The sequence below is a fragment of the Pseudomonas bubulae genome (assembly GCF_037023725.1).
Lineage (GTDB): Bacteria > Pseudomonadota > Gammaproteobacteria > Pseudomonadales > Pseudomonadaceae > Aquipseudomonas > Aquipseudomonas bubulae.
Genome location: NZ_CP146077.1, coordinates 4,382,443 through 4,400,061, shown reverse-complemented (window position 1 = coordinate 4,400,061; position 17,619 = coordinate 4,382,443). Strand labels below are relative to the sequence as shown.

The 17,619-nt window shown below is 56.3% G+C and carries 17 protein-coding genes; 12 read left to right on the top strand and 5 right to left on the bottom strand.

The features are described 5' to 3' along the window. Window positions 1-563 precede the first annotated feature (563 nt). Window positions 564-2,855 carry a beta-glucosidase BglX gene (gene bglX / locus V6L81_RS20215; RefSeq protein WP_338660293.1) on the bottom strand — a complete coding sequence of 764 codons (2,292 nt, stop codon included), beginning with the start codon at window positions 2,853-2,855 and terminating at the stop codon, window positions 564-566. A 243-nt stretch (window positions 2,856-3,098) separates the two neighbouring features. On the opposite strand from bglX, the gene V6L81_RS20210 reads away from it, so the two are divergent. The 10 genes from V6L81_RS20210 to V6L81_RS20165 all read left to right on the top strand — a co-directional run bounded on the left by V6L81_RS20210 (window position 3,099) and on the right by V6L81_RS20165 (window position 10,268). After that, window positions 3,099-3,707 carry a LemA family protein gene (locus tag V6L81_RS20210; protein WP_095001815.1) on the top strand — a complete coding sequence of 203 codons (609 nt, stop codon included), beginning with the start codon at window positions 3,099-3,101 and terminating at the stop codon, window positions 3,705-3,707. 154 nt (window positions 3,708-3,861) lie between these two features. After that, entirely contained in the window at window positions 3,862-4,602 is a 741-nt protein-coding gene (locus tag V6L81_RS20205; RefSeq protein ID WP_338660292.1) for a TPM domain-containing protein, read from the top strand. Window positions 4,603-4,628: 26 nt separating this feature from the next. Continuing rightward, window positions 4,629-5,243, top strand: a complete 615-nt coding sequence (locus V6L81_RS20200; protein ID WP_095001813.1) for a TPM domain-containing protein — start codon at window positions 4,629-4,631, stop codon at window positions 5,241-5,243. A 256-nt stretch (window positions 5,244-5,499) separates the two neighbouring features. Continuing rightward, window positions 5,500-5,691, top strand: coding sequence for a LuxR C-terminal-related transcriptional regulator (locus tag V6L81_RS20195; protein ID WP_095001812.1), 192 nt, complete (start codon window positions 5,500-5,502; stop codon window positions 5,689-5,691). A gap of 86 nt (window positions 5,692-5,777) precedes the next feature. Further along, window positions 5,778-6,329 (top strand): hypothetical protein, encoded by a 552-nt coding sequence (locus V6L81_RS20190; RefSeq protein WP_095019252.1) that lies wholly within the window; start codon window positions 5,778-5,780, stop codon window positions 6,327-6,329. Next, a complete protein-coding gene (locus tag V6L81_RS20185) occupies window positions 6,310-6,894 on the top strand; it encodes a 2OG-Fe(II) oxygenase (protein ID WP_095019253.1) in 585 nt (194 codons plus the stop codon). Before V6L81_RS20190 ends, V6L81_RS20185 begins: the two co-directional genes overlap by 20 nt. Before the next feature lie 3 nt (window positions 6,895-6,897). Beyond that, window positions 6,898-7,722 (top strand): hypothetical protein, encoded by an 825-nt coding sequence (locus V6L81_RS20180; protein ID WP_095019254.1) that lies wholly within the window; start codon window positions 6,898-6,900, stop codon window positions 7,720-7,722. Window positions 7,723-8,017: 295 nt separating this feature from the next. Continuing rightward, window positions 8,018-9,235, top strand: coding sequence for an SAM-dependent methyltransferase (locus tag V6L81_RS20175; protein WP_130872075.1), 1,218 nt, complete (start codon window positions 8,018-8,020; stop codon window positions 9,233-9,235). Window positions 9,236-9,350: 115 nt separating this feature from the next. After that, window positions 9,351-9,932, top strand: coding sequence for a DJ-1/PfpI family protein (locus tag V6L81_RS20170; protein WP_095001809.1), 582 nt, complete (start codon window positions 9,351-9,353; stop codon window positions 9,930-9,932). A 15-nt stretch (window positions 9,933-9,947) separates the two neighbouring features. Continuing rightward, window positions 9,948-10,268: a ribbon-helix-helix domain-containing protein gene (locus V6L81_RS20165; protein ID WP_095001808.1), complete on the top strand. Its 321-nt coding sequence runs from the start codon at window positions 9,948-9,950 to the stop codon at window positions 10,266-10,268. A 138-nt stretch (window positions 10,269-10,406) separates the two neighbouring features. Here the strand turns inward: V6L81_RS20165 and V6L81_RS20160 are convergent, their stop codons facing one another. The 3 genes from V6L81_RS20160 to V6L81_RS20150 form a co-directional block, all read right to left on the bottom strand. Next, window positions 10,407-12,953, bottom strand: a complete 2,547-nt coding sequence (locus V6L81_RS20160; RefSeq protein WP_338660291.1) for a TonB-dependent hemoglobin/transferrin/lactoferrin family receptor — start codon at window positions 12,951-12,953, stop codon at window positions 10,407-10,409. Between the two features lie 120 nt (window positions 12,954-13,073). Continuing rightward, a complete protein-coding gene (locus tag V6L81_RS20155; protein ID WP_240881765.1) occupies window positions 13,074-14,015 on the bottom strand; it encodes a FecR family protein in 942 nt (313 codons plus the stop codon). Continuing rightward, window positions 14,012-14,551, bottom strand: coding sequence for an RNA polymerase sigma factor (locus V6L81_RS20150; RefSeq protein ID WP_130872077.1), 540 nt, complete (start codon window positions 14,549-14,551; stop codon window positions 14,012-14,014). Before V6L81_RS20150 ends, V6L81_RS20155 begins: the two co-directional genes overlap by 4 nt. Window positions 14,552-14,723: 172 nt before the next feature. Between V6L81_RS20150 and V6L81_RS20145 the strand changes: the two genes are divergently transcribed. Next, a complete protein-coding gene (locus tag V6L81_RS20145; RefSeq protein WP_095001804.1) occupies window positions 14,724-15,056 on the top strand; it encodes a YegP family protein in 333 nt (110 codons plus the stop codon). 154 nt (window positions 15,057-15,210) lie between these two features. On the opposite strand, the gene V6L81_RS20140 is transcribed toward V6L81_RS20145, so the two are convergent. Then, window positions 15,211-16,236: a DUF4917 family protein gene (locus V6L81_RS20140; protein ID WP_095019258.1), complete on the bottom strand. Its 1,026-nt coding sequence runs from the start codon at window positions 16,234-16,236 to the stop codon at window positions 15,211-15,213. A gap of 137 nt (window positions 16,237-16,373) precedes the next feature. Between V6L81_RS20140 and yiaY the strand changes: the two genes are divergently transcribed. Continuing rightward, window positions 16,374-17,522 carry an L-threonine dehydrogenase gene (gene yiaY / locus V6L81_RS20135; RefSeq protein ID WP_095001802.1) on the top strand — a complete coding sequence of 383 codons (1,149 nt, stop codon included), beginning with the start codon at window positions 16,374-16,376 and terminating at the stop codon, window positions 17,520-17,522. Window positions 17,523-17,619: the final 97 nt, after the last annotated feature.

Here is a 17,619-nt window from a genome sequence, read left to right as displayed (position 1 = left end):
CTTCCGTGCCGAAGTCTTGATTCACGCAGACCGCGTGAAACCGTATTCCTGTTGGATGACAGTATTTTTACTGCAACACCCGGGCCGCTTTCCGACCTTTGGGCTGGAAAACGGTTGCCATCCGCATAAGCGGTTTGGACTTTGAAAGCTGCGTTTGGTTTAACCCGACAGGCGCGAGAAAAGGGCTTGAAATTCTCGTCTGAGTTGTGTTGGGTTTTTGGCCTAAAACCCTACATATGGGGTTTTTTGGCGAAGCTGATACAAGATATGCGTTTTATAGGGGTTGTGCAACGTACTGCCTGTGGATAACCCTGTGTGTAAATTGTGTGTGAAAGCTTGGAGATCCACGTAGGCCGCACTGCACCGGCATTTAGCCGTTTGTCACCGGATTTAGCCGGGACAAATCCTGTGTGCCGGATTTTGAGGGCGCGAACCCTACCACAAAAAACAGCGCTGTCCGAACGCATTTTCAGGCGGGTGCAAAGATAGGAAAGGTCAAGCACGGATTGTTGCGGGGAAGGGCCGGGAAGGCGGCGTGGAGCCTTCCCGGCAATTACGCGAAATTACTGCAACTGGAAGCTGTTTTGCTGGACGTTTTGCGAGTCCAGGCCAATTTGTACGTTGAATTCGCCAGGTTCGGCGACATGCTGTAACTGCGCGTTGTAGAACTTCAGGTCGTTCTCGCTGAGGGTGAACTGCACGACTTTCTGCTCGCCGGGGTTGAGCATGACCTTCTCGAAGTTCTTCAGCTCTTTAACCGCTCGGCTCATGGACGCAGTAACGTCCTGGATATACAGCTGAACCACCGTTTCGCCAGCACGCTTGCCGGTGTTTGTTACGGTGACGCTGGCCGTCAGGGTTGCGCCCGGCTTCAGGGTTTTGGCCGACAGGCGGACATCTGAAAGGCTGAAGTCGGTGTAGCTCAAACCATAGCCAAACGGGTACAGCGGGCTGTTGCCCTCATCAAAGTACTGCGAGGTGTAGTTGCCCGGTTTGCCCGGCGTGAAGGGACGGCCAATGCTCAGATGGCTGTAGTAGGTCGGGATCTGGCCAACGGAGCGTGGGAAAGTGATCGGCAACTTGCCGGAGGGGTTGTAGTCGCCAAATAGCACGTCGGCAATGGCGTTGCCGCCTTCGGTGCCGCTGAACCAGGTTTCCAGCACGGCATCGGCCTGCTGCTGTTGCACATCGATCGACAACGGGCGGCCGTTCATCAATACCAGCACCAACGGCTTGCCGGTGGCTTTGAGGGCCGTAATCAGGGCGCGCTGGCTGGCAGGAATGTCCAGATTGGTGCGGCTCGACGACTCGTGGGACATGCCCCGCGACTCACCTACCACAGCAACCACCACGTCGGCCTGCTGCGCAGCCTTGACGGCTTCGTCGATCATGACCTGCGCCGCGCGCGGGTCGTTGACCACTTCGGGTGCATCAAAATTGAGGAAGTTGAGGTAGTCGACGACGCTTTGATCGTCCGTGATATTGGCACCACGGGCGTAGATCAGGTTGTCCTGTTGGGCGATGGCATTGCGCATGCCGTCAAATACGGTCACCGATTGCGCAGGCTGACCGGCTGCGGCCCAGCTGCCCATAATATCAATCGGGGCTTTGGCCAGCGGGCCAACCAGGGCAATGCGCGCCTGCTTGTTGAGGGGCAGGGTATCGTTCTGGTTTTTCAGCAATACCAGGCTCTTGCGTGCCACTTCACGGGCTTCGGCACGATGCAGGCGGCTGTCGGCCTTGGTGTCGGCCGGGTCATCTTCGGCCTTGCCGATACGCAGGTACGGGTCGGCAAACAGGCCCATGTCGTATTTGGCTCCGAGCACTTCACGTACGGCATTGTCCAGATCGCTCTGCGGCACTTCGCCGGACTTGAGCAGGCCGGGCAGCTCTTCACCGTAGGCCTTGTCGTTCATGCTCATGTCGATACCGGCCTTGATCGCCAGCTTGGCGGCCTCGCGGCTGTCCTTGGCCACGCCGTGTTTGATCAGCTCGTTAATCGCGCCGTGGTCGCTGACTGCCACGCCTTTGAAGCCCCAGTCCTTGCGCAGCAAATCCTGCATCAGCCACATGTTCGAAGTGGCCGGCACGCCATTGATCGAGTTAAGGGCCACCATCACGCTGCCCGCGCCTGCCTCAATAGCGGCGTGGTAAGGCGGCAGATAGTCCTGAAACATGCGTGTCGGGCTCATGTCCACAGTGTTGTAGTCCCGGCCGCCTTCCACCGCGCCATACAGGGCGAAGTGCTTGACGCTGGCCATGATATTGCCGGGCAGGGCCGGGGATGCGCCCTGATAGGCCTGCACCATCACCTTGGCGATGCGCGAGACCAGGTAGGTGTCTTCGCCAAAGCCCTCGGAGGTACGGCCCCAGCGCGGGTCACGGGCGATGTCGACCATCGGCGCGAAGGTCAGGTCGATACTGTCGGCGCTGGCCTCCCTGGCGGCGATGCGGCCGCTCAGGCCGATGGCGTCCATGTCCCAGCTGGAGGCCAGGGCCAGGCTGATCGGGAAAATCGTTCGGTGGCCGTGGATCACGTCGTACGCGAAAAACATCGGAATCTGCAAGCGACTGCGCATGGCGGCGTCTTGCATCGGGCGGTTTTCGTCGCGGCTGATGGAGTTGAACGTACCGCCGATGCGGCCCGCAGCGATTTCCTTGCGGATCATCTCGCGGGGCATTTCCGGGCCGATACTGATGAGGCGCAGTTGGCCGATCTTTTCATCGACGCTCATCTTTTTCAGCAGCTCAGCGACGAACACGTCTTTGGGGGGGAGCGGGGCGGCCGGGGTTTGAGCCCAGGCGGTGTGACTGGCCAGGCTGATGACGATGCCCAGCAAACACATATTTCTCATTGGATTCTTCTGCGCAGCCGCTCACTTGAAGCGAGGGAGACCCACGCTCGTGCAGCGATATTGTTCTGGGGAGGTATCAGGAGTACTCGAATCAAAGATTTGACCTACCTTTAGAACGGAGTATTCCTGCATGGCAGGCAGTCTTTTAGCTGATTCGCCGCGAGCAATCCAGTATTGCCGGGAGTTATTAGGCGTGGTGTGTGGTCAATAAACCCAATGTTGTTATTTCGGAGCGTTGCAAGCATGGGCATACAAAGTTTTAAAGCAGCGGGCTGGAAAGCCCTCGCCCTTCTGGCCTTGAGCAGTCTGCTGGCGGGGTGCGGGATCAACACCATTCCCACCCTCGACGAGCAGGTCAAGGCGGCCTGGTCCCAGGTGCAGAACCAGTATCAGCGTCGTTCTGACTTGATCCCCAATCTGGTCGAAACGGTCAAGGGTGCAGCCAAGCAGGAGCAGGCCACCCTGACCGCGGTGATTGAAGCGCGGGCCAAGGCCACCTCGATCCAGGTTGATGCCAGCACGCTGAACAACCCGGAAAAACTCAAGCAGTTCCAGGACGCGCAGAACCAGCTGACCGGAGCATTGAGCCGGTTGATGGTGGTGTCCGAGCGCTACCCTGACCTTAAATCCAACCAGAACTTTCTGGCGTTGCAATCACAGCTGGAAGGCACGGAAAACCGCATCAGCGTGGCGCGGCGCGACTTTATCCTCGCGGTTGAACGCTACAACACCGAGATCCGTACCTTCCCGGGGCGTTTGTGGCATGCGGTGATGTACAGCGACCTGCCGGTGCGCTCCACATTCGAAGCCACCACCCCGGACGCCGACAAAGCGCCGGAAGTGAAGTTTTAACGGCCTTATACCGTTCCCCCCCCCTGTGGGAGCGAGCTTGTTGTGGGAGCGGGCTTGCTCGCGATGGAATCAACGCGATTTGCCTGACAGACCGCGCCGCATGTATCGCGAGCAAGCCCGCTCCCACAATGGATAACAAACGTTCGAGGTAGCGATGCGCGTATCAAGACTGGGGTTGGGCCTGTTGCTGTGGCTATTTATAGCCACGGCCCAGGCGCTGACCTTTCCCGCGCTCAGCGGGCGGGTAGTGGACGAGGGGCAAATGCTCACGCCCGCCACCCGCGAGCAATTGACGCAAAGCCTGCAGGCTCACGAAAAGGCCACCGGCGAGCAAATGGTGGTGGTCACCGTGCCTGACCTGCAGGGCATGCCCATCGAAGACTACGGCTACCAACTGGGCCGTGCCTGGGGTATCGGGCAAAAGGACAAAAATAACGGCGCCTTGCTGATCGTGGCCCGCGACGACCGCAAGTTGCGCATCGAGGTCGGCTATGGCCTTGAGGATCGCCTCACCGATGCCCAGGCCTCGGTGATTATCAACCAGATCATCACCCCGGCCTTTAAAACCGGGGACTACAACCAAGGTATCAGCGACGGTGTGGGTGCCATCCTGCAAGTATTGGGCGGCACGCCCCTGGCCGAACCGGCCTACGCCAGCAGCCAGGGTGACGGCAGCGACTTTATGGCCGAGCACCCCGGGGGGGTGATGCTGCTATTTATCCTGTTTGTACTGGTGGTTGCCGCCTGTCAGTTCTATGGCATCTGCAATTCGGGTGGCAGTGGCGGTTCGCGCTCCGGTGGTTTTGGCGGTGGCGGGTTCGGCGGAGGCGGTGGTGGCGGTTTTCGCGGCGGTGGTGGCAGCTTCGGCGGCGGCGGAGCCTCTGGTGGCTGGTAATTCACTTTTTAACGAGTACGAGACTTATGGCTTTATTAACCCCCGAGCAACAACGGCAGGTCGAAGACGCGGTCACCCGTGCCGAACAGCACACCGACGCCGAAATCGTCACCGTGCTGGCTCCCCGTGCCGATGACTACAGCTACATCCCCTTGCTATGGGCCAGCCTGATTGCCTTGGTGCTGCCCGCCGTGGTGCACTTCTTGAACAGCGGCCTGGCGACTTACACTCTGCTGATGCTGCAATGGGCCAGCTTTGTCTTTCTTAGCCTGATCTTTCGCATCCCGGCCATAACCACGCGCCTGATTCCGCCCCGCGTGCGGCATTGGCGTGCCAGTAACCTGGCCCGGCGCCAGTTTCTCGAACAAAAACTGCACCACACTGCTGGGCGCACGGGTGTACTGATTTTTGTCAGTGAAGCTGAACGTTATGTCGAAATACTGGTGGATGAAGGGATATCCCGCCATCTGGACGACAGTGACTGGGGCACTATCGTCAGCGATTTCGTACGCCGCGTGGCGTTGGGGCATACGGCAGAAGGTTTTATCACTTGCATCGATGCCTGCGCTGAAGTGCTCGCACAGCACATACCCAAAACCCAAGCGCGCAACCAACTGCCGAATCGGTTGGTGATGTTGTAATCATTTTCTTAGTGGCTTTGATATTTCCGACACTTTGATGAGAAGTGTCGGGCTTTTGTAAAGTTATCTTTATGGTTTTATTCTTGTCTGTCCGTAAGTAAGTTCTTGCTGGGTCGTGATATAAATTTCTTCTGATTATAATTTTCATTGTTGTGAAAAACTGTGTTGTCATTTTTTTGAATGATGGCTAGGTTGTGTTTGAGCGTTTTTGTTGGGTGCTTTTCCGTGAGAAATTAAATGGTTTGGGAGAAAAGGGTTGAAGCTTACGCACAGGGAGAAAGAAGTGCTTGATTTGCTTTTGCAGGGGCGCACGAACAAGAAGATAGCGCAACAGTTGCGTATTAGTGGTTTTACGGTGCGGGATCATGTGTCTTCATTGCTGCGCAAGTACAGTGTCGGAAGTCGTATGGAGTTAGTAGTGGAGATTGGCCGTATGGGTGAAGGTTAATATGGGCTTGCGGGCCCCCTACATCGGTAGGGTTGCTATGTCAGGTGTTGAAGTTTATTTTTAGATCAAGTGCGCAAGAGGTGAGGATGAAAAAGCTGTCTTTATATATACCGCTTGATTATGTGGCGACCCGTGTGGATTTGGTTGTGATGGCGTTGAGTTGCCTGTTTATGCTGGGGCTTGGTGTGATGATGTGGGATGCGAGGGTGGAAGTGCCGCCGGAACCGAAAAAGTTGGTGCTGCGCAGCGCATATGTTACCCATCCTTTGGATCGGTCGAAGTCGTCAGCTTTTTTGTATTTTACTGTGGGGCAAGATGAAGGGGGTTATAAGTACAGGGTTGAGTTCTCCAGTGAGGATGCAAGGTTGTTGGATGTTCAGAAGCATAAAAAGTTGTGGGTGGCTGTAGATGCTAGTGGTGAGAGTGAATTTGTATGGGCTGTGTATGATGATGAACTTCGATTGATGGTGAGTCGTAAGCAGATTGAGTGGTGGGTGCGATATAACAATGGTGGTAATTACCTTGCGATTGTGTTGTCGTGCCTGGCTTTAAGTTATTGCGGTTTTTTCATGTTCAGGTGTGGTATTTGGAATCGGTATTATTGCAGGAGTATGGTTGATGGCAATAGGGGAGGTTGAGGGAGGTATTTATGTAGTTGATGATTTCTTGACTGAAGCTGAAGAGAAGGCGATCGCTATTCAGCTTAAGGGTGAAGTGTGGCGCTATAACTGGCCAAGCTATGAAAATTCGTCCTCTGTGAGGCCCTGCTGGCACGTGTTTATTGCAGGTAAGGGTCGCCCGCTAGTTCAGTCAAGCCTTGAGGAGTTGAGGGGGAATAAGCCTTGGAGTTTTTTAACCCATGTGTGGGAGCGATTTCTGGCATTGCATGATTTTAAAATTACTTTGTTAGGCGTTTATGCGAACGGACAGACGTTTGGTCAAGATACGATCATTCATCGAGACAATAAAGTACATCCCGGATTAACGATTGTTGTATTTTGTAATGAGCACTGGCCGACCTCTTGGGGTGGTGAACTGGTTTTTTACAATGACACTAAAGAGCATATTATCAAGGCGGTATTGCCGAAACCAAGGCGTATGGTGGTGTTCGACGGGCGAATCCCCCATGCCGCACGATCACCTTCAAATACATGTGATCAAGTCAGGATGACCCTGGCATTTAAAACAATAATTGAGGAATAGCTGATGGCAGGTAAAATTGAAATAATAATAGGTGTTATTGATGATGGTGTTATCGTGGGCTCGGGAGCGGTTGCCGTATCAGATCAGCTTGTAACCAATAATGAGGGGGCAGCACTACTGACTCAGTCAGCCCAGACAGGTGCGGTTGTGGCGAGTGTTACTTCGGTGACTAAACTGGCGGGCCCCTACGTGCCAATAATTAGTCTGCCAGGGAATATTATCGCGGGAACTATTACATTCCTGAAGGTGGGGATGGATGTGAAGGCTGGGCGTGAAGTTAAAAAGGGTGAGCTGTATAGTCTACTGGGTAATGGAGTTGGGGTTGTTGGAACATTTGTTGTTTTGTCCGGTGCGGGGGCTTTTTTTGTTGGGTCTTTAGCTGTAGCTGCTATTGCGACAGGTTTGTTGTCAATTTACCACTCAGATATTTTCGGGAATGTGATGGCTGCTGCTGACGATTTCTTTAGAAATAATAGAGGTGATAGTTATCTTGATTATATGTGCGCGCCAGATATGCGCATCGTAGATCGGAACACGCTAAGAACGGCTTATGCCAATAAGATTTTTTCTTGTAATTGGGTGGCGACGACGGGTGAGTTGTTGCCTTCTTCGGTGGTTGTGAGCAATGAAAGTAATAGTGTCGTGATAGGAGGAGGAGGAGGAGGAGGAGGAGGAGAAATGGTGCTCGGTGGCACATATATACCCTTCGGATCTTCTGCTTCCGAGTCGTCTGGTTATGGTGCTGGACGCGTGGATATTAGTCTTGAATTTGGTGGTGATATTTATGGGGGAGGGGATAAATATCTGGGGGATAGTTATCATAAGTGATTTTTTAGGCTGGTAACTTTGGTTGGTTTTTTAAAGGTTAGATTATTAAATGTTCATGTTGTGCTGTGTAAGTTAATGATCTTCACATGTCGGCCGGCATTCTTACTGTTCTACTCATATGAGCTGCAATTATTTTTCACATCACAAACCATTTATAATTGTTGGCAAGGTCTGCATACCCGCCACTGTCCGTGCCCGTATGAAATTACCCCGTGCCCTGAGCGCCCAACACGCCTAAAATACCTGCCATTCGTTTTCTGATTTTCCCTCCTGCACCCCCGAGGCACCTTTTTCAATGTCAGTGACTGCTACCACCGCCGCGTCTGTGCCGGATCATCGTGCGCAATTTTTGAACCTGCTGGAAACCGGTCTGGCCCAGAATTCCTTTATCAAGCTGGTGCTGGCCAAATACGTGGGCCCCGAGGCTGAATTGCAGCGGGTGATCATCAAGCAGGTAACAGTCAAGGAGCAGCCTTGCCTGTCCTTTGTATATCGCTATAAAACCCGCGATATCACCAAGAATTTCCCGCTGGACGAAGGCGTGGCGATCATTGCCGGTCTGCTGCCCGAAGCGTTCAAAAATGCCCACCTGCTGACCCTGACCGACGAAGTGCAGCTTGAATACAGCAAAAAGGGTAAAAGCTCGCTGTTCAAAGGCAAAAGCCAGCAAGAGCGCGAAGTGCCGTCGGCTGAGCACAATCGTGAGAAAAATCGCTTTCTGGATCTGACCCGGCCGTTTCTGGCGGACCTGGGTGTGACCAATAAGCAGCAAGAACTGATCCCGGCAATGTCGCGCAAGTGGAAGCAGATCAACAAGTTTATCGAGGTGTTTTCCCACGCCCTGAGCAGCTCACCGCTCAAGCTCGATCAGCCGGTCAAGGTGGTGGATTTCGGTTCGGGCAAGGGTTACCTGACGTTTGCCATTCACGATTACCTGCGTCACAGCCTGCAAGCCGAAGGCCTGGTGACCGGGGTTGAGCTGCGTGAAGACATGGTCACGCTGTGCAATAACGCCGCCCAGCGTCTGGAGCACCCGGGCCTGACCTTCCAGCACGGCGATGTGCGCAGTTTTGCACCCACCCCGATCGATGTGATGATCGCCCTGCATGCCTGTGATATTGCCACCGACTATGCGATTCATATGGGCATTCGCTCCGGGGCGGCAATCATCATGTGCTCGCCGTGCTGCCACAAACAGATCCGCCTGCAAATCCAGAGCCCGGCGCTGCTCAAGCCGATGCTGCAATACGGCCTGCACCTGGGCCAGCAGGCCGAAATGGTCACCGACAGCCTGCGCGCGCTGTACCTCGAAGCCTGCGGCTATGACACCAAGGTGTTCGAGTTTATCTCGCTGGAACATACCAATAAAAACAAGATGATCCTCGCGGTCAAACGTGCCGAACCTTCCGATCCGGCGCAGTTGTTGGTGAAAATCCAGGAACTCAAGGCGTTCTACAACATTCAGGAACACTGCCTCGAAACCCTGCTTCAAGCAGACGGTTTGCTGAAGTAAGCCTGTAAGCAGCTCCGGCGGGAACGTAGTACATGGCTATTACCCGCCCGCGCGCTCAGGGGTTACCTTGGCTACTCTTACTGGCCCAAGGTCTTACCCCACAGGAGCACGCACCATGGCAGCGAAAAAAATTCTGATGCTGGTTGGCGATTACGTCGAAGACTATGAAGTGATGGTGCCGTTTCAGGCACTGTTGATGGTCGGCCATCAGGTTCATGCGGTATGCCCGGGAAAAACCGCAGGCCAGACCGTACGCACTGCCATCCACGACTTCGAAGGCGACCAGACTTACAGCGAAAAGCCCGGGCACTTGTTTGCCCTGAATTTCGACTTTGACAAGGTGAAAGCCAGCGATTACGACGCACTGCTGGTGCCGGGCGGTCGTGCGCCGGAATACCTGCGTCTGAACGAAAAGGTGCTGGAGCTAGTGCGTGACTTCGACAAGGCGGCCAAGCCAATTGCAGCAGTGTGCCATGGTGCGCAACTGCTGGCCGCTGCGGGCACGCTGGAAGGCCGTGAGTGCAGTGCTTACCCGGCGTGTGCACCGGAAGTGCGGCTGGCGGGGGGGACTTATATCGATATCGATGTGACCAAGGCCCATGTGCAAGGCAACCTGGCCACAGCCCCTGCGTGGCCGGCACATCCGGCGTGGCTGGCGGCATTCCTGGGTTTGCTGGGTACCAAAATCACTTTGTAGGCAGAGGGCGTGACCATGTGTGAACTGTATGTAAAAGCCGACCCGATTCTTTACGAGTCACGTTCGCGCTCATTGCGTATTTGCGGCGTGGTCACCACTTTGCGCCTGGAAAACCAGTTCTGGGACATCCTCAGCGAAATCGCCGAAACAGATGGCATGACCACCAACCAGTTGGTGGCCAAGCTCTATGAAGAGGTGATGGATTATCGCGGCGAAGTAGTCAACTTTGCCTCGTTCCTGCGCGTGAGCTGCACCCGCTACTTGAGCCAGCGCCGGGTGCAGGCGCCGGAGTTGAGTGTGGTAGCACGTAACAGTAGCCGCGCTCTCCCGCAATAGCGCTTGCGGGTGTGAGCGGTACACACCTGTGGGAGCCGGGCTTGCCCGCGATGGCATCGGCGCGGTCGGCCAGATACACCGTGCCGGCGGAATCGCGAGCAAGCCCGCTCCCACAGAGGGTTTGCCGGATCAGCCAACTCAGAAGAACCGCGTCACGCTGATCTTGGCATTGCGGCCCTGGCTGTAGGCGTTTTCGCCACTGAGCATCGGCTGATAGTTTTTATTGAACATGTTGTCCAGGGTGAAGTTGACTTCGGTGCCCTTGAGGTACGGCTGCTGCGGCTTCCAGTTGGCAAACAGGCCCTGCACGTTGTAGCTGTCGTTGGGGAACTGGTCCCAGTAGCGGTCGCCCAGCGCACTGATCGGGCTGCTGTAGTAGTTGTCGCTCGGCAAGCGGTCGGTCTTGCGTACGAATTCTCCCTTCCAGCCAATCCGGGCATCCAGGCTCGGGATCTTGGTACCCAGTACGGCAATCCACTTGGGCGCGGGTATGTCACGCGCCCAGACGTTGGGACCCCAAGGGTTGGTGTAGGCGCCTTGGTGTTTGCCGGTCATCCATGCGTATGACAGGGATCCGAACACGTAGGTGGATTCGTAGAAGCTCTCAATTTCGAAGCCCTTGATGGTCACGCTGCCAATGTTGCGGTAATTGGGCATGTTGGGCCCGCACGCATCGCTCATGCTGACCGTAGGGGTTTGCGCGGCGCAGCCGACGCCCGTGGCCTTGAAAATCTCGTCGTCGACGGTGTTGCGGAACAGGGTGGTACGCACCAGGGCGTGGTCGTTGTCGCCAAAAATCTGGTCGAAGGTGGTGATGTTGCCACCGCGCCAGCCGGTGATGCGCTCCGGATCAAGGCCCAGGCTGCTGGAGGTGCGGCTGCCGACGCCTTGTACTTCGTACTGCTCGTCAATCACCGGGGCACGCCAGGTTTTGCTGTAGTCCAGGAACAGGGCGGTTTTCGGGGTGATTTTCCAGAAGGCCGACAGGCGAGGCGACCAGCCGGTGTAGGTTTTGTCGCTGTAGTCGTGACCCAACTCCGGGTGGTTATAGTACGGCGCGTCGTTTTCCTGGCCGCGATTGCGTACGTGGTCGTAGCGCATGGACGGCGTGAGGGTGAAGTCACCCCAAGTGATGGCGTCCTGAATATAGAAGCTGTTGGTGTCGACCTTGCCCCGGGGCATGAAGTTGGGCTGGTAGTGGCCGTAGTTGTACTTTTCGACGTCGTAGATGCCGCCCGGCATCCACATGTTCACATCACGCTGGTGCTTGCGAAATTGCACGCCGGTGGTCACTGCATGGTCCAGCGGGCCGCTGGCAAACAGGCTGATGTTCTCGACCTGGAGCATGTCATCGGTATAGCCGGTCTCCATTTTGCGCCCGCCGCTGGTGGGCTGGGTGTAAGCCTGGGCGTCACGCTTGTCGGTTTGCTCGGTGTTGGAGTGCGAGTACTTGACCTCCAGGTCCACCAGCGGGTTGTCCAGGGGTTCGTACTTGTATTTGGCCGACCAGGTGGTGTCGATTGTCGAGCGGTTGGACAGGTAGCGCCGCGCTGCAATGTCGTAACCAAATTTGTCGATGTTGGCCTGGCTGGGTGGCGCCGGGTAACTCACGGCCGAGAAGGGCACCCACAAATAGTTGTTCGAGCGCGAGTAAGACATGCCCACACTGTGTTCGTCATTGAGGTGCAAGTTGAGCTTGAGCAGTTGTCCGTCCAGGTCCTGGGCCGTATTGGGCAGACGCTGGGGGTTAACCGGGTAGACATTGCCGGGGTTGGGCATTTTACCGGCCAGCTTCATATCGTCGCCGTCGCGCTTGGTGTAGTAAAACAGAGCGTCGGCGCGACCATCTTCGGTGCGACCGTAAACAGCGCCGCTGTAGACCTGTTGATGGTCGTTGCTGCTGTAGCCGTATTTGAGCATGGCGCCGGTGTTCCTGCCCTCTTCGAGCAAGTCGGTCGCGTCCTTGGTTTCCATGTGCACTACACCGGCGAAGCCGCCATTGCCGGTGTGGATATCGTGGGGGCCTTTTTCGACTTCCAGGCGTTTGATCAGCTCGGGTTCGATAAAAATCGTGCCCTGTTTGTAGCGTTCAAAGCCGCTTTTGGTCGCGCCATCGACGGTCATTTGTACGTCTTCGGCTTCTCCCATGCCCCAGATATTGATGGTCTGGCCACCGGGCTTGAGCGAGCCGCCGAGGTTGATGCCTGGCAGGGTGGCGAGCAGGCTGGGGATGTTATTGGCCTGATAGCGGTTGATTTGCTCCTGGGTCATGGTCGACTTGCCGACGTTGCTGGAGTCGACCTCGCTACCGTTGCCCACCACACTGACTGCGCCCAGCTCCAGGCTGTTGCTGGTGGTGGTGCCGGACTCCCGGGGCCGCACGACGTAGGTGCGATCGATCTGCACAAGGCTGAAGTCGGTGTCTTTGAGCAGGCGCTGGATGGCTTCCTGTGGCTCGAAGGTGCCACTGAGTGCCGGGGCTTTCACGTTGCGTAACAGGGCTTCGTCGAACAGCAGCTGGATTTTTGCCTGCTGTGCCACCTCGCTCAGCGAACTGGCCAGCGATTGTGCTGGCAGTTGCAGTTGGATCGACTCCGCGTGGGCTTGCAGGCTGATCGCCAGGCAAGCCGCCAGCAGTGTCGGGCGGGTGTACAAATGCGAGAAGCAATGTGGTGCGCGAAACATGAAATCCCCCGGTGTGGCAACAAAGGCCAAAAAGACATGCGTTAGCAACGCAGACCGGAGGAAGACGCAGCAAAATGAAAAAACCACATATGCGAATGGAAAATATTCGCATATGTTTTTTTAGCGTGGTTCGATACGGATTTTACCGCTGTCCAGCAGCACGGTTTTTACCGGGATCAGGGCGGGCAGGGCTTTGACCAGTGCCAGTGGATCGCTGACATCCAGGTTGCCTGAAACCTTGTAGCCAGTCAGCGGGCCGTCGGCCAACTGAATCAGGCCCGGGCGGTAGAGGTCCAGTTCATCCACCAGGCTGGCCAGTTCGCGATTGCGAAAGGACAGATGGCCGCTGCGCCAGCCCGCCACTTCGCCCGCACTCAACGTCTGTTCTATAAGTGCTCCCCTGTTGTAGTCCCAGGTGGCGCGTTGTTGTGCACCCAGCAGCATTGCTGACCTGGGGTCTGGAATGAACGCAACCTCGCCGTGGGCCACGCTGACCACCAATTGGCGCGAACTGCGGCGTACATCGAACCCCGTGCCGACCACCCGTATGCGCGCCTCCCCGGCATGCACCACCAACGGCTGCTCCTTGTTGGCCGCGACCTCGATGTAAAGCTGGCCCTGGTCCAGATAGATGTCACGCTGGTGGGCGCTGAAGTCCAGGCTCAGGCGCGTGTTGGCATTCACGTTCAGGGTACTGCCGTCGGGTAGCAATATCGTGCGGGCGCCTTGGGCCAGTGTGCTGACCTGCTGTTGATGCAGCGCCACCGGGGCGCCCAGGTTCAGTGCAAAGACGGCGCAGAGCACGGCGGCAGCAGTGGCTAGCGCAAAGTGTGCGCGCCGGGGCTTGGCAGGGAGGGGGACCGGCGAGTTGATCTGTTCAAGTTCTCCCAGGTCGGCCCACAACGATTCAAATTCGGTATAGGCCCGGGCATGACTCGGGTTGGCATGCCAGGCGTTGAATTGTTCGCAGCTGCCTTGGTTGCGGGTATTGCGGTTGCGTGCAAACCAATTGGCGGCCTGTTCATCGATGCTGTCGTTACCGGCCGTGTGAAAAGGGCTCATTGTGTCTGCTCCTTGCCGCTGTCCCGCTGTAGATGTTGCTTGCAGTGCAGCAAGGCCTGGGCAATGTGCTTTTCAACCATGCTCACGGATATCCCCATGCGTTCGGCAATCTGTGCCTGACTCAAGCCTTCAAAACGGTGCAGCATAAGGGCTTCTCGACGCCTGGGCGAGAGTTCTGCAACTACCCTTTTAAGTTGTTCAAGGCGTTGCAGGCGCAGGGCTGCGACCATCGGATCATCCCTGTCATCGCTCAAGGGCTCGACCTCACTTTCACTGTGCTCGCCGTGAGCGGCGTGTCGCACTTGCTGTCGACGCCAGTGATCGCGCAACAGATTGCGCGCCATCTGGAACAAAAACGCCCGGGGCTGTTCGATTTTGCCTCGGTCCTGATAGCCCAGCCATTGGGTGAAAACATCCTGGGTCATGTCGGCTGCATCGCTGGTGTTGTCGGTACGCTTGCGCAGAAAGTGCAAAATTTGCGTATAGAACTCGCGAAAGTGATCGGCCGCGGGCGGATCGGGTTTAAGGCCAGACATGAAGATCCTTATAGACACAGCGATGCAAATAAGCTGCGAATGGTATCGATAACCATTGCTATTTGTCTCGTTGAAATTTCCTGTTTCCTTCATTCCGGTCGATAAATGGATAAATAGCCCATGGGGTCTTTACTGAATAAGTGCAGGAACCTTTAATTTCGGGAGAAAGGCTATGTCGGGTTGGTATGAGTTGAGCAAGACCAGCAGCGGGCAGTTCCGTTTTGTACTGAAGGCGGCGAATGCCGAAACCATTCTGGTCAGCGAGCAATACACCACGCTGGCGGCGGCCAAGGGCGGGATCGCCTCGGTGCAGGTCAACAGCCCGCTGGATGAGCGCTACGAGAAGAAAGTGGCCAAGGACGGCAAGCCATACTTCAACCTGAAGGCGGCCAATCACCAGATCATCGGCACCAGCGAGCTGTACTCCTCGGAGGCCGCGCGGGACAAGGGCATTGCCAGCGTCAAGCACAATGGCCCGACCACGGTGATCAAAGAAAAATTTTGATACCTGAATGTGTGCTCTTGTAACCCTGTAGATACTCTGTTGTAGATCAAACCCTATTGTGGGAGCGAGCCTGCTCGCGAACGACCTTCGCGAGCAGGCTCGCTCCCACAGTTGCAGTTTTTCCTGTTGCCGCTGCTCGTCAGCGGCTACAGGGTTACCGTTCCACAGGTACTGAGTGCCTGGTATCGCCCAACGGATGGGTTTTTGAATCAAAGAAGCGCAGTTCAAGCTTCTTGTCGGCAAACAACGCTGTGTAGTGGTTTTTCTGAAAGCGAATAAAGGCTTCGCTGCGCGGGTAAATCGAGATGCACAGGGTTTTCAACGGTGCCTGGCGCAAGGCATCGATCAGGTGCTGGTCCTGCTCACCCAGGCTGTGGCCGAAGATGCACAGCGCGTCTTTCTGGGTCAGCAACTGCTCATGACAAAAAGACAGGTAATCGGACTGGCGAATGGATTTTCGCTTGTCTTCGCTGCCGGTTTCGCTGACAAACAGCGGTACGTCGTCCAGGGCGCTGATGGAGTGGTTGATTGCAAAGTTGCTTAGCAATGTGGGTTGGTTGGCTGCCAGCTTGCGCGCCTTGCCTTCCTGGTTTTTCACCAGGTGCAGCGCGCCGTGCAGGTACAGCACACGTGTAGTCCTGCTTTTGGCCAGTGCCGCGGCAGGCTCAAAGGTGGCCTGCGGGGTACCGAACAGGTCGTTGAAACCTTTGGGTGCGTGCATCACGGCCCAGGGTGCCAGCAGGTCATAGTTGGCGCAGTACACCGTGGCGTAGCGCGCCAGTTCTTCGTTCCAGCAGGCCAGGGTTTCGGGCTGCATCAGGCGCCAGGGGATGTGCACGTCCTGGGTACAGTTGATCAGGGCTTCCTTGATTGCGTAGTAGCGTTTGCGCGGCGAGGCCGAGTTGATGGCCAGTGCCTTGTTGACCTTACTTGCGGTTTTCAGGGCGCTGAGTACATGTTCGAAATTGCGCGTGCCGAGGGCCTCGAACACGCTGAGTTCGGTCTGGCTCAGCGGCTTTTCGGCCACGCTTTTGGCTTTTTCAAACAGCGAGTCGTAATAGAAATCATGCCACACGGCCATGCTGGCGCCGTTGCCGATCAGCAGTCCGCTGCACGGGGTGCTGGTGCGTAACTGGTTCCAGTCTTCTAGTTGGGCATCAAATTCCTGGAAGGGGGTCATCGCAAATATCGTCTCAAGGCGTGGGCGGTAGCGGACTTTATCACGCTCAAGTGTTGAGCCAGATCAACATTGCTGCTTTGTGATTGGAGGAAGCTGTGGAGACCGAATTAGCCAATGACCCGCGAAGAGGACTCGACATGACCAGCACTTTCTTTATTCCTGCTGTAAACATTATGGGTAACGGTTGCCTGGATGAAGCCATGACTGCGATTCGCAATTATGGTTTTCGCAAGGCCTTGATTGTGACCGACGCGGGGTTGGCCAAGGCGGGGGTTGCGACGTTGATCGCCGAGAAGCTCGCGTTGCAGGATATTGATTCGGTGATTTTCGACGGCGCCAAGCCGAACCCGAGCATTGCCAACGTCGAGGCGGGCTTGAAGGTGCTCAAGGAGCATCAGTGCGACTTTATTGTGTCGCTGGGTGGCGGCTCGCCCCATGACTGCGCCAAGGGTATAGCGCTGTGTGCCACCAATGGCGGGCATATCCGTGATTACGAAGGCGTCGATCGCTCGGCCAAGCCGCAGTTACCGCTGGTGTCGATCAATACCACGGCCGGCACGGCCAGTGAGATGACGCGGTTTTGTATCATCACCGACGAAGAGCGCCATGTGAAAATGGCCATTGTTGACCGCAACGTGACGCCGCTGCTGTCGGTTAACGACCCTGAGTTGATGGTGGCGATGCCCAAGGGCCTGACTGCCGCCACGGGCATGGACGCGTTGACCCACGCCATCGAGGCATATGTGTCCACGGCGGCCAATCCCATTACCGATGCCTGTGCAATCAAGGCGATGGAACTGATCAGCCAGAACCTGCGTCAGGCGGTAAGCGACGGCAAGAATCTGACGGCGCGGGAGAATATGGCTTACGCACAGTTCCTCGCGGGCATGGCCTTCAACAATGCCTCGCTGGGCTTTGTGCATGCGATGGCGCACCAGTTGGGCGGCTTCTATGATTTGCCCCACGGTGTATGCAACGCGGTGTTGTTGCCCCATGTGCAGACGTTCAATGCCAGTGTGTGTGCAGCCCGCCTGACCGATGTCGCCCATGCACTGGGTGCCGATGTACGTGGCTTGAGCCCGGAAGAGGGCGCGCAAGCGGCCATTGCGGCGATTCGTACTCTGGCCAAGGATGTCGAGATTCCTGCCGGGCTGCGGGATTTGGGCGCCAAGCTGGATGACATCCCGATCCTGGCCACCAACGCCTTGAAAGATGCCTGTGGTTTTACCAACCCGCGCAAAGCCGATCAGGGGCAGATTGAAGAGATCTTCCGTAACGCGTTTTAACGGCTTGCCCTCACCCCAACCCTCTCCCGGAGGGAGAGGGGGCTGATCGGCGGTGTCTTCTGCCTTTAGTCCCCTCTCCCTCCGGGAGAGGGCCAGG

Coding starts and splice junctions, on each gene's coding strand:
- yiaY (WP_095001802.1), top strand. CDS start 16,374: ATGACCAGCACTTTCTTTATTCCTGCTGTAAACATTATGGGTAACGGT.
- V6L81_RS20190 (WP_095019252.1), top strand. CDS start 5,778: ATGAAAAAGCTGTCTTTATATATACCGCTTGATTATGTGGCGACCCGT.
- V6L81_RS20160 (WP_338660291.1), bottom strand. CDS start 12,953: ATGTTTCGCGCACCACATTGCTTCTCGCATTTGTACACCCGCCCGACA.
- V6L81_RS20145 (WP_095001804.1), top strand. CDS start 14,724: ATGTCGGGTTGGTATGAGTTGAGCAAGACCAGCAGCGGGCAGTTCCGT.
- V6L81_RS20210 (WP_095001815.1), top strand. CDS start 3,099: ATGGGCATACAAAGTTTTAAAGCAGCGGGCTGGAAAGCCCTCGCCCTT.
- V6L81_RS20180 (WP_095019254.1), top strand. CDS start 6,898: ATGGCAGGTAAAATTGAAATAATAATAGGTGTTATTGATGATGGTGTT.
- V6L81_RS20140 (WP_095019258.1), bottom strand. CDS start 16,236: ATGACCCCCTTCCAGGAATTTGATGCCCAACTAGAAGACTGGAACCAG.
- V6L81_RS20185 (WP_095019253.1), top strand. CDS start 6,310: ATGGCAATAGGGGAGGTTGAGGGAGGTATTTATGTAGTTGATGATTTC.
- V6L81_RS20150 (WP_130872077.1), bottom strand. CDS start 14,551: ATGTCTGGCCTTAAACCCGATCCGCCCGCGGCCGATCACTTTCGCGAG.
- V6L81_RS20175 (WP_130872075.1), top strand. CDS start 8,018: ATGTCAGTGACTGCTACCACCGCCGCGTCTGTGCCGGATCATCGTGCG.
- V6L81_RS20170 (WP_095001809.1), top strand. CDS start 9,351: ATGGCAGCGAAAAAAATTCTGATGCTGGTTGGCGATTACGTCGAAGAC.
- bglX (WP_338660293.1), bottom strand. CDS start 2,855: ATGAGAAATATGTGTTTGCTGGGCATCGTCATCAGCCTGGCCAGTCAC.
- V6L81_RS20155 (WP_240881765.1), bottom strand. CDS start 14,015: ATGAGCCCTTTTCACACGGCCGGTAACGACAGCATCGATGAACAGGCC.
- V6L81_RS20205 (WP_338660292.1), top strand. CDS start 3,862: ATGCGCGTATCAAGACTGGGGTTGGGCCTGTTGCTGTGGCTATTTATA.
- V6L81_RS20200 (WP_095001813.1), top strand. CDS start 4,629: ATGGCTTTATTAACCCCCGAGCAACAACGGCAGGTCGAAGACGCGGTC.
- V6L81_RS20165 (WP_095001808.1), top strand. CDS start 9,948: ATGTGTGAACTGTATGTAAAAGCCGACCCGATTCTTTACGAGTCACGT.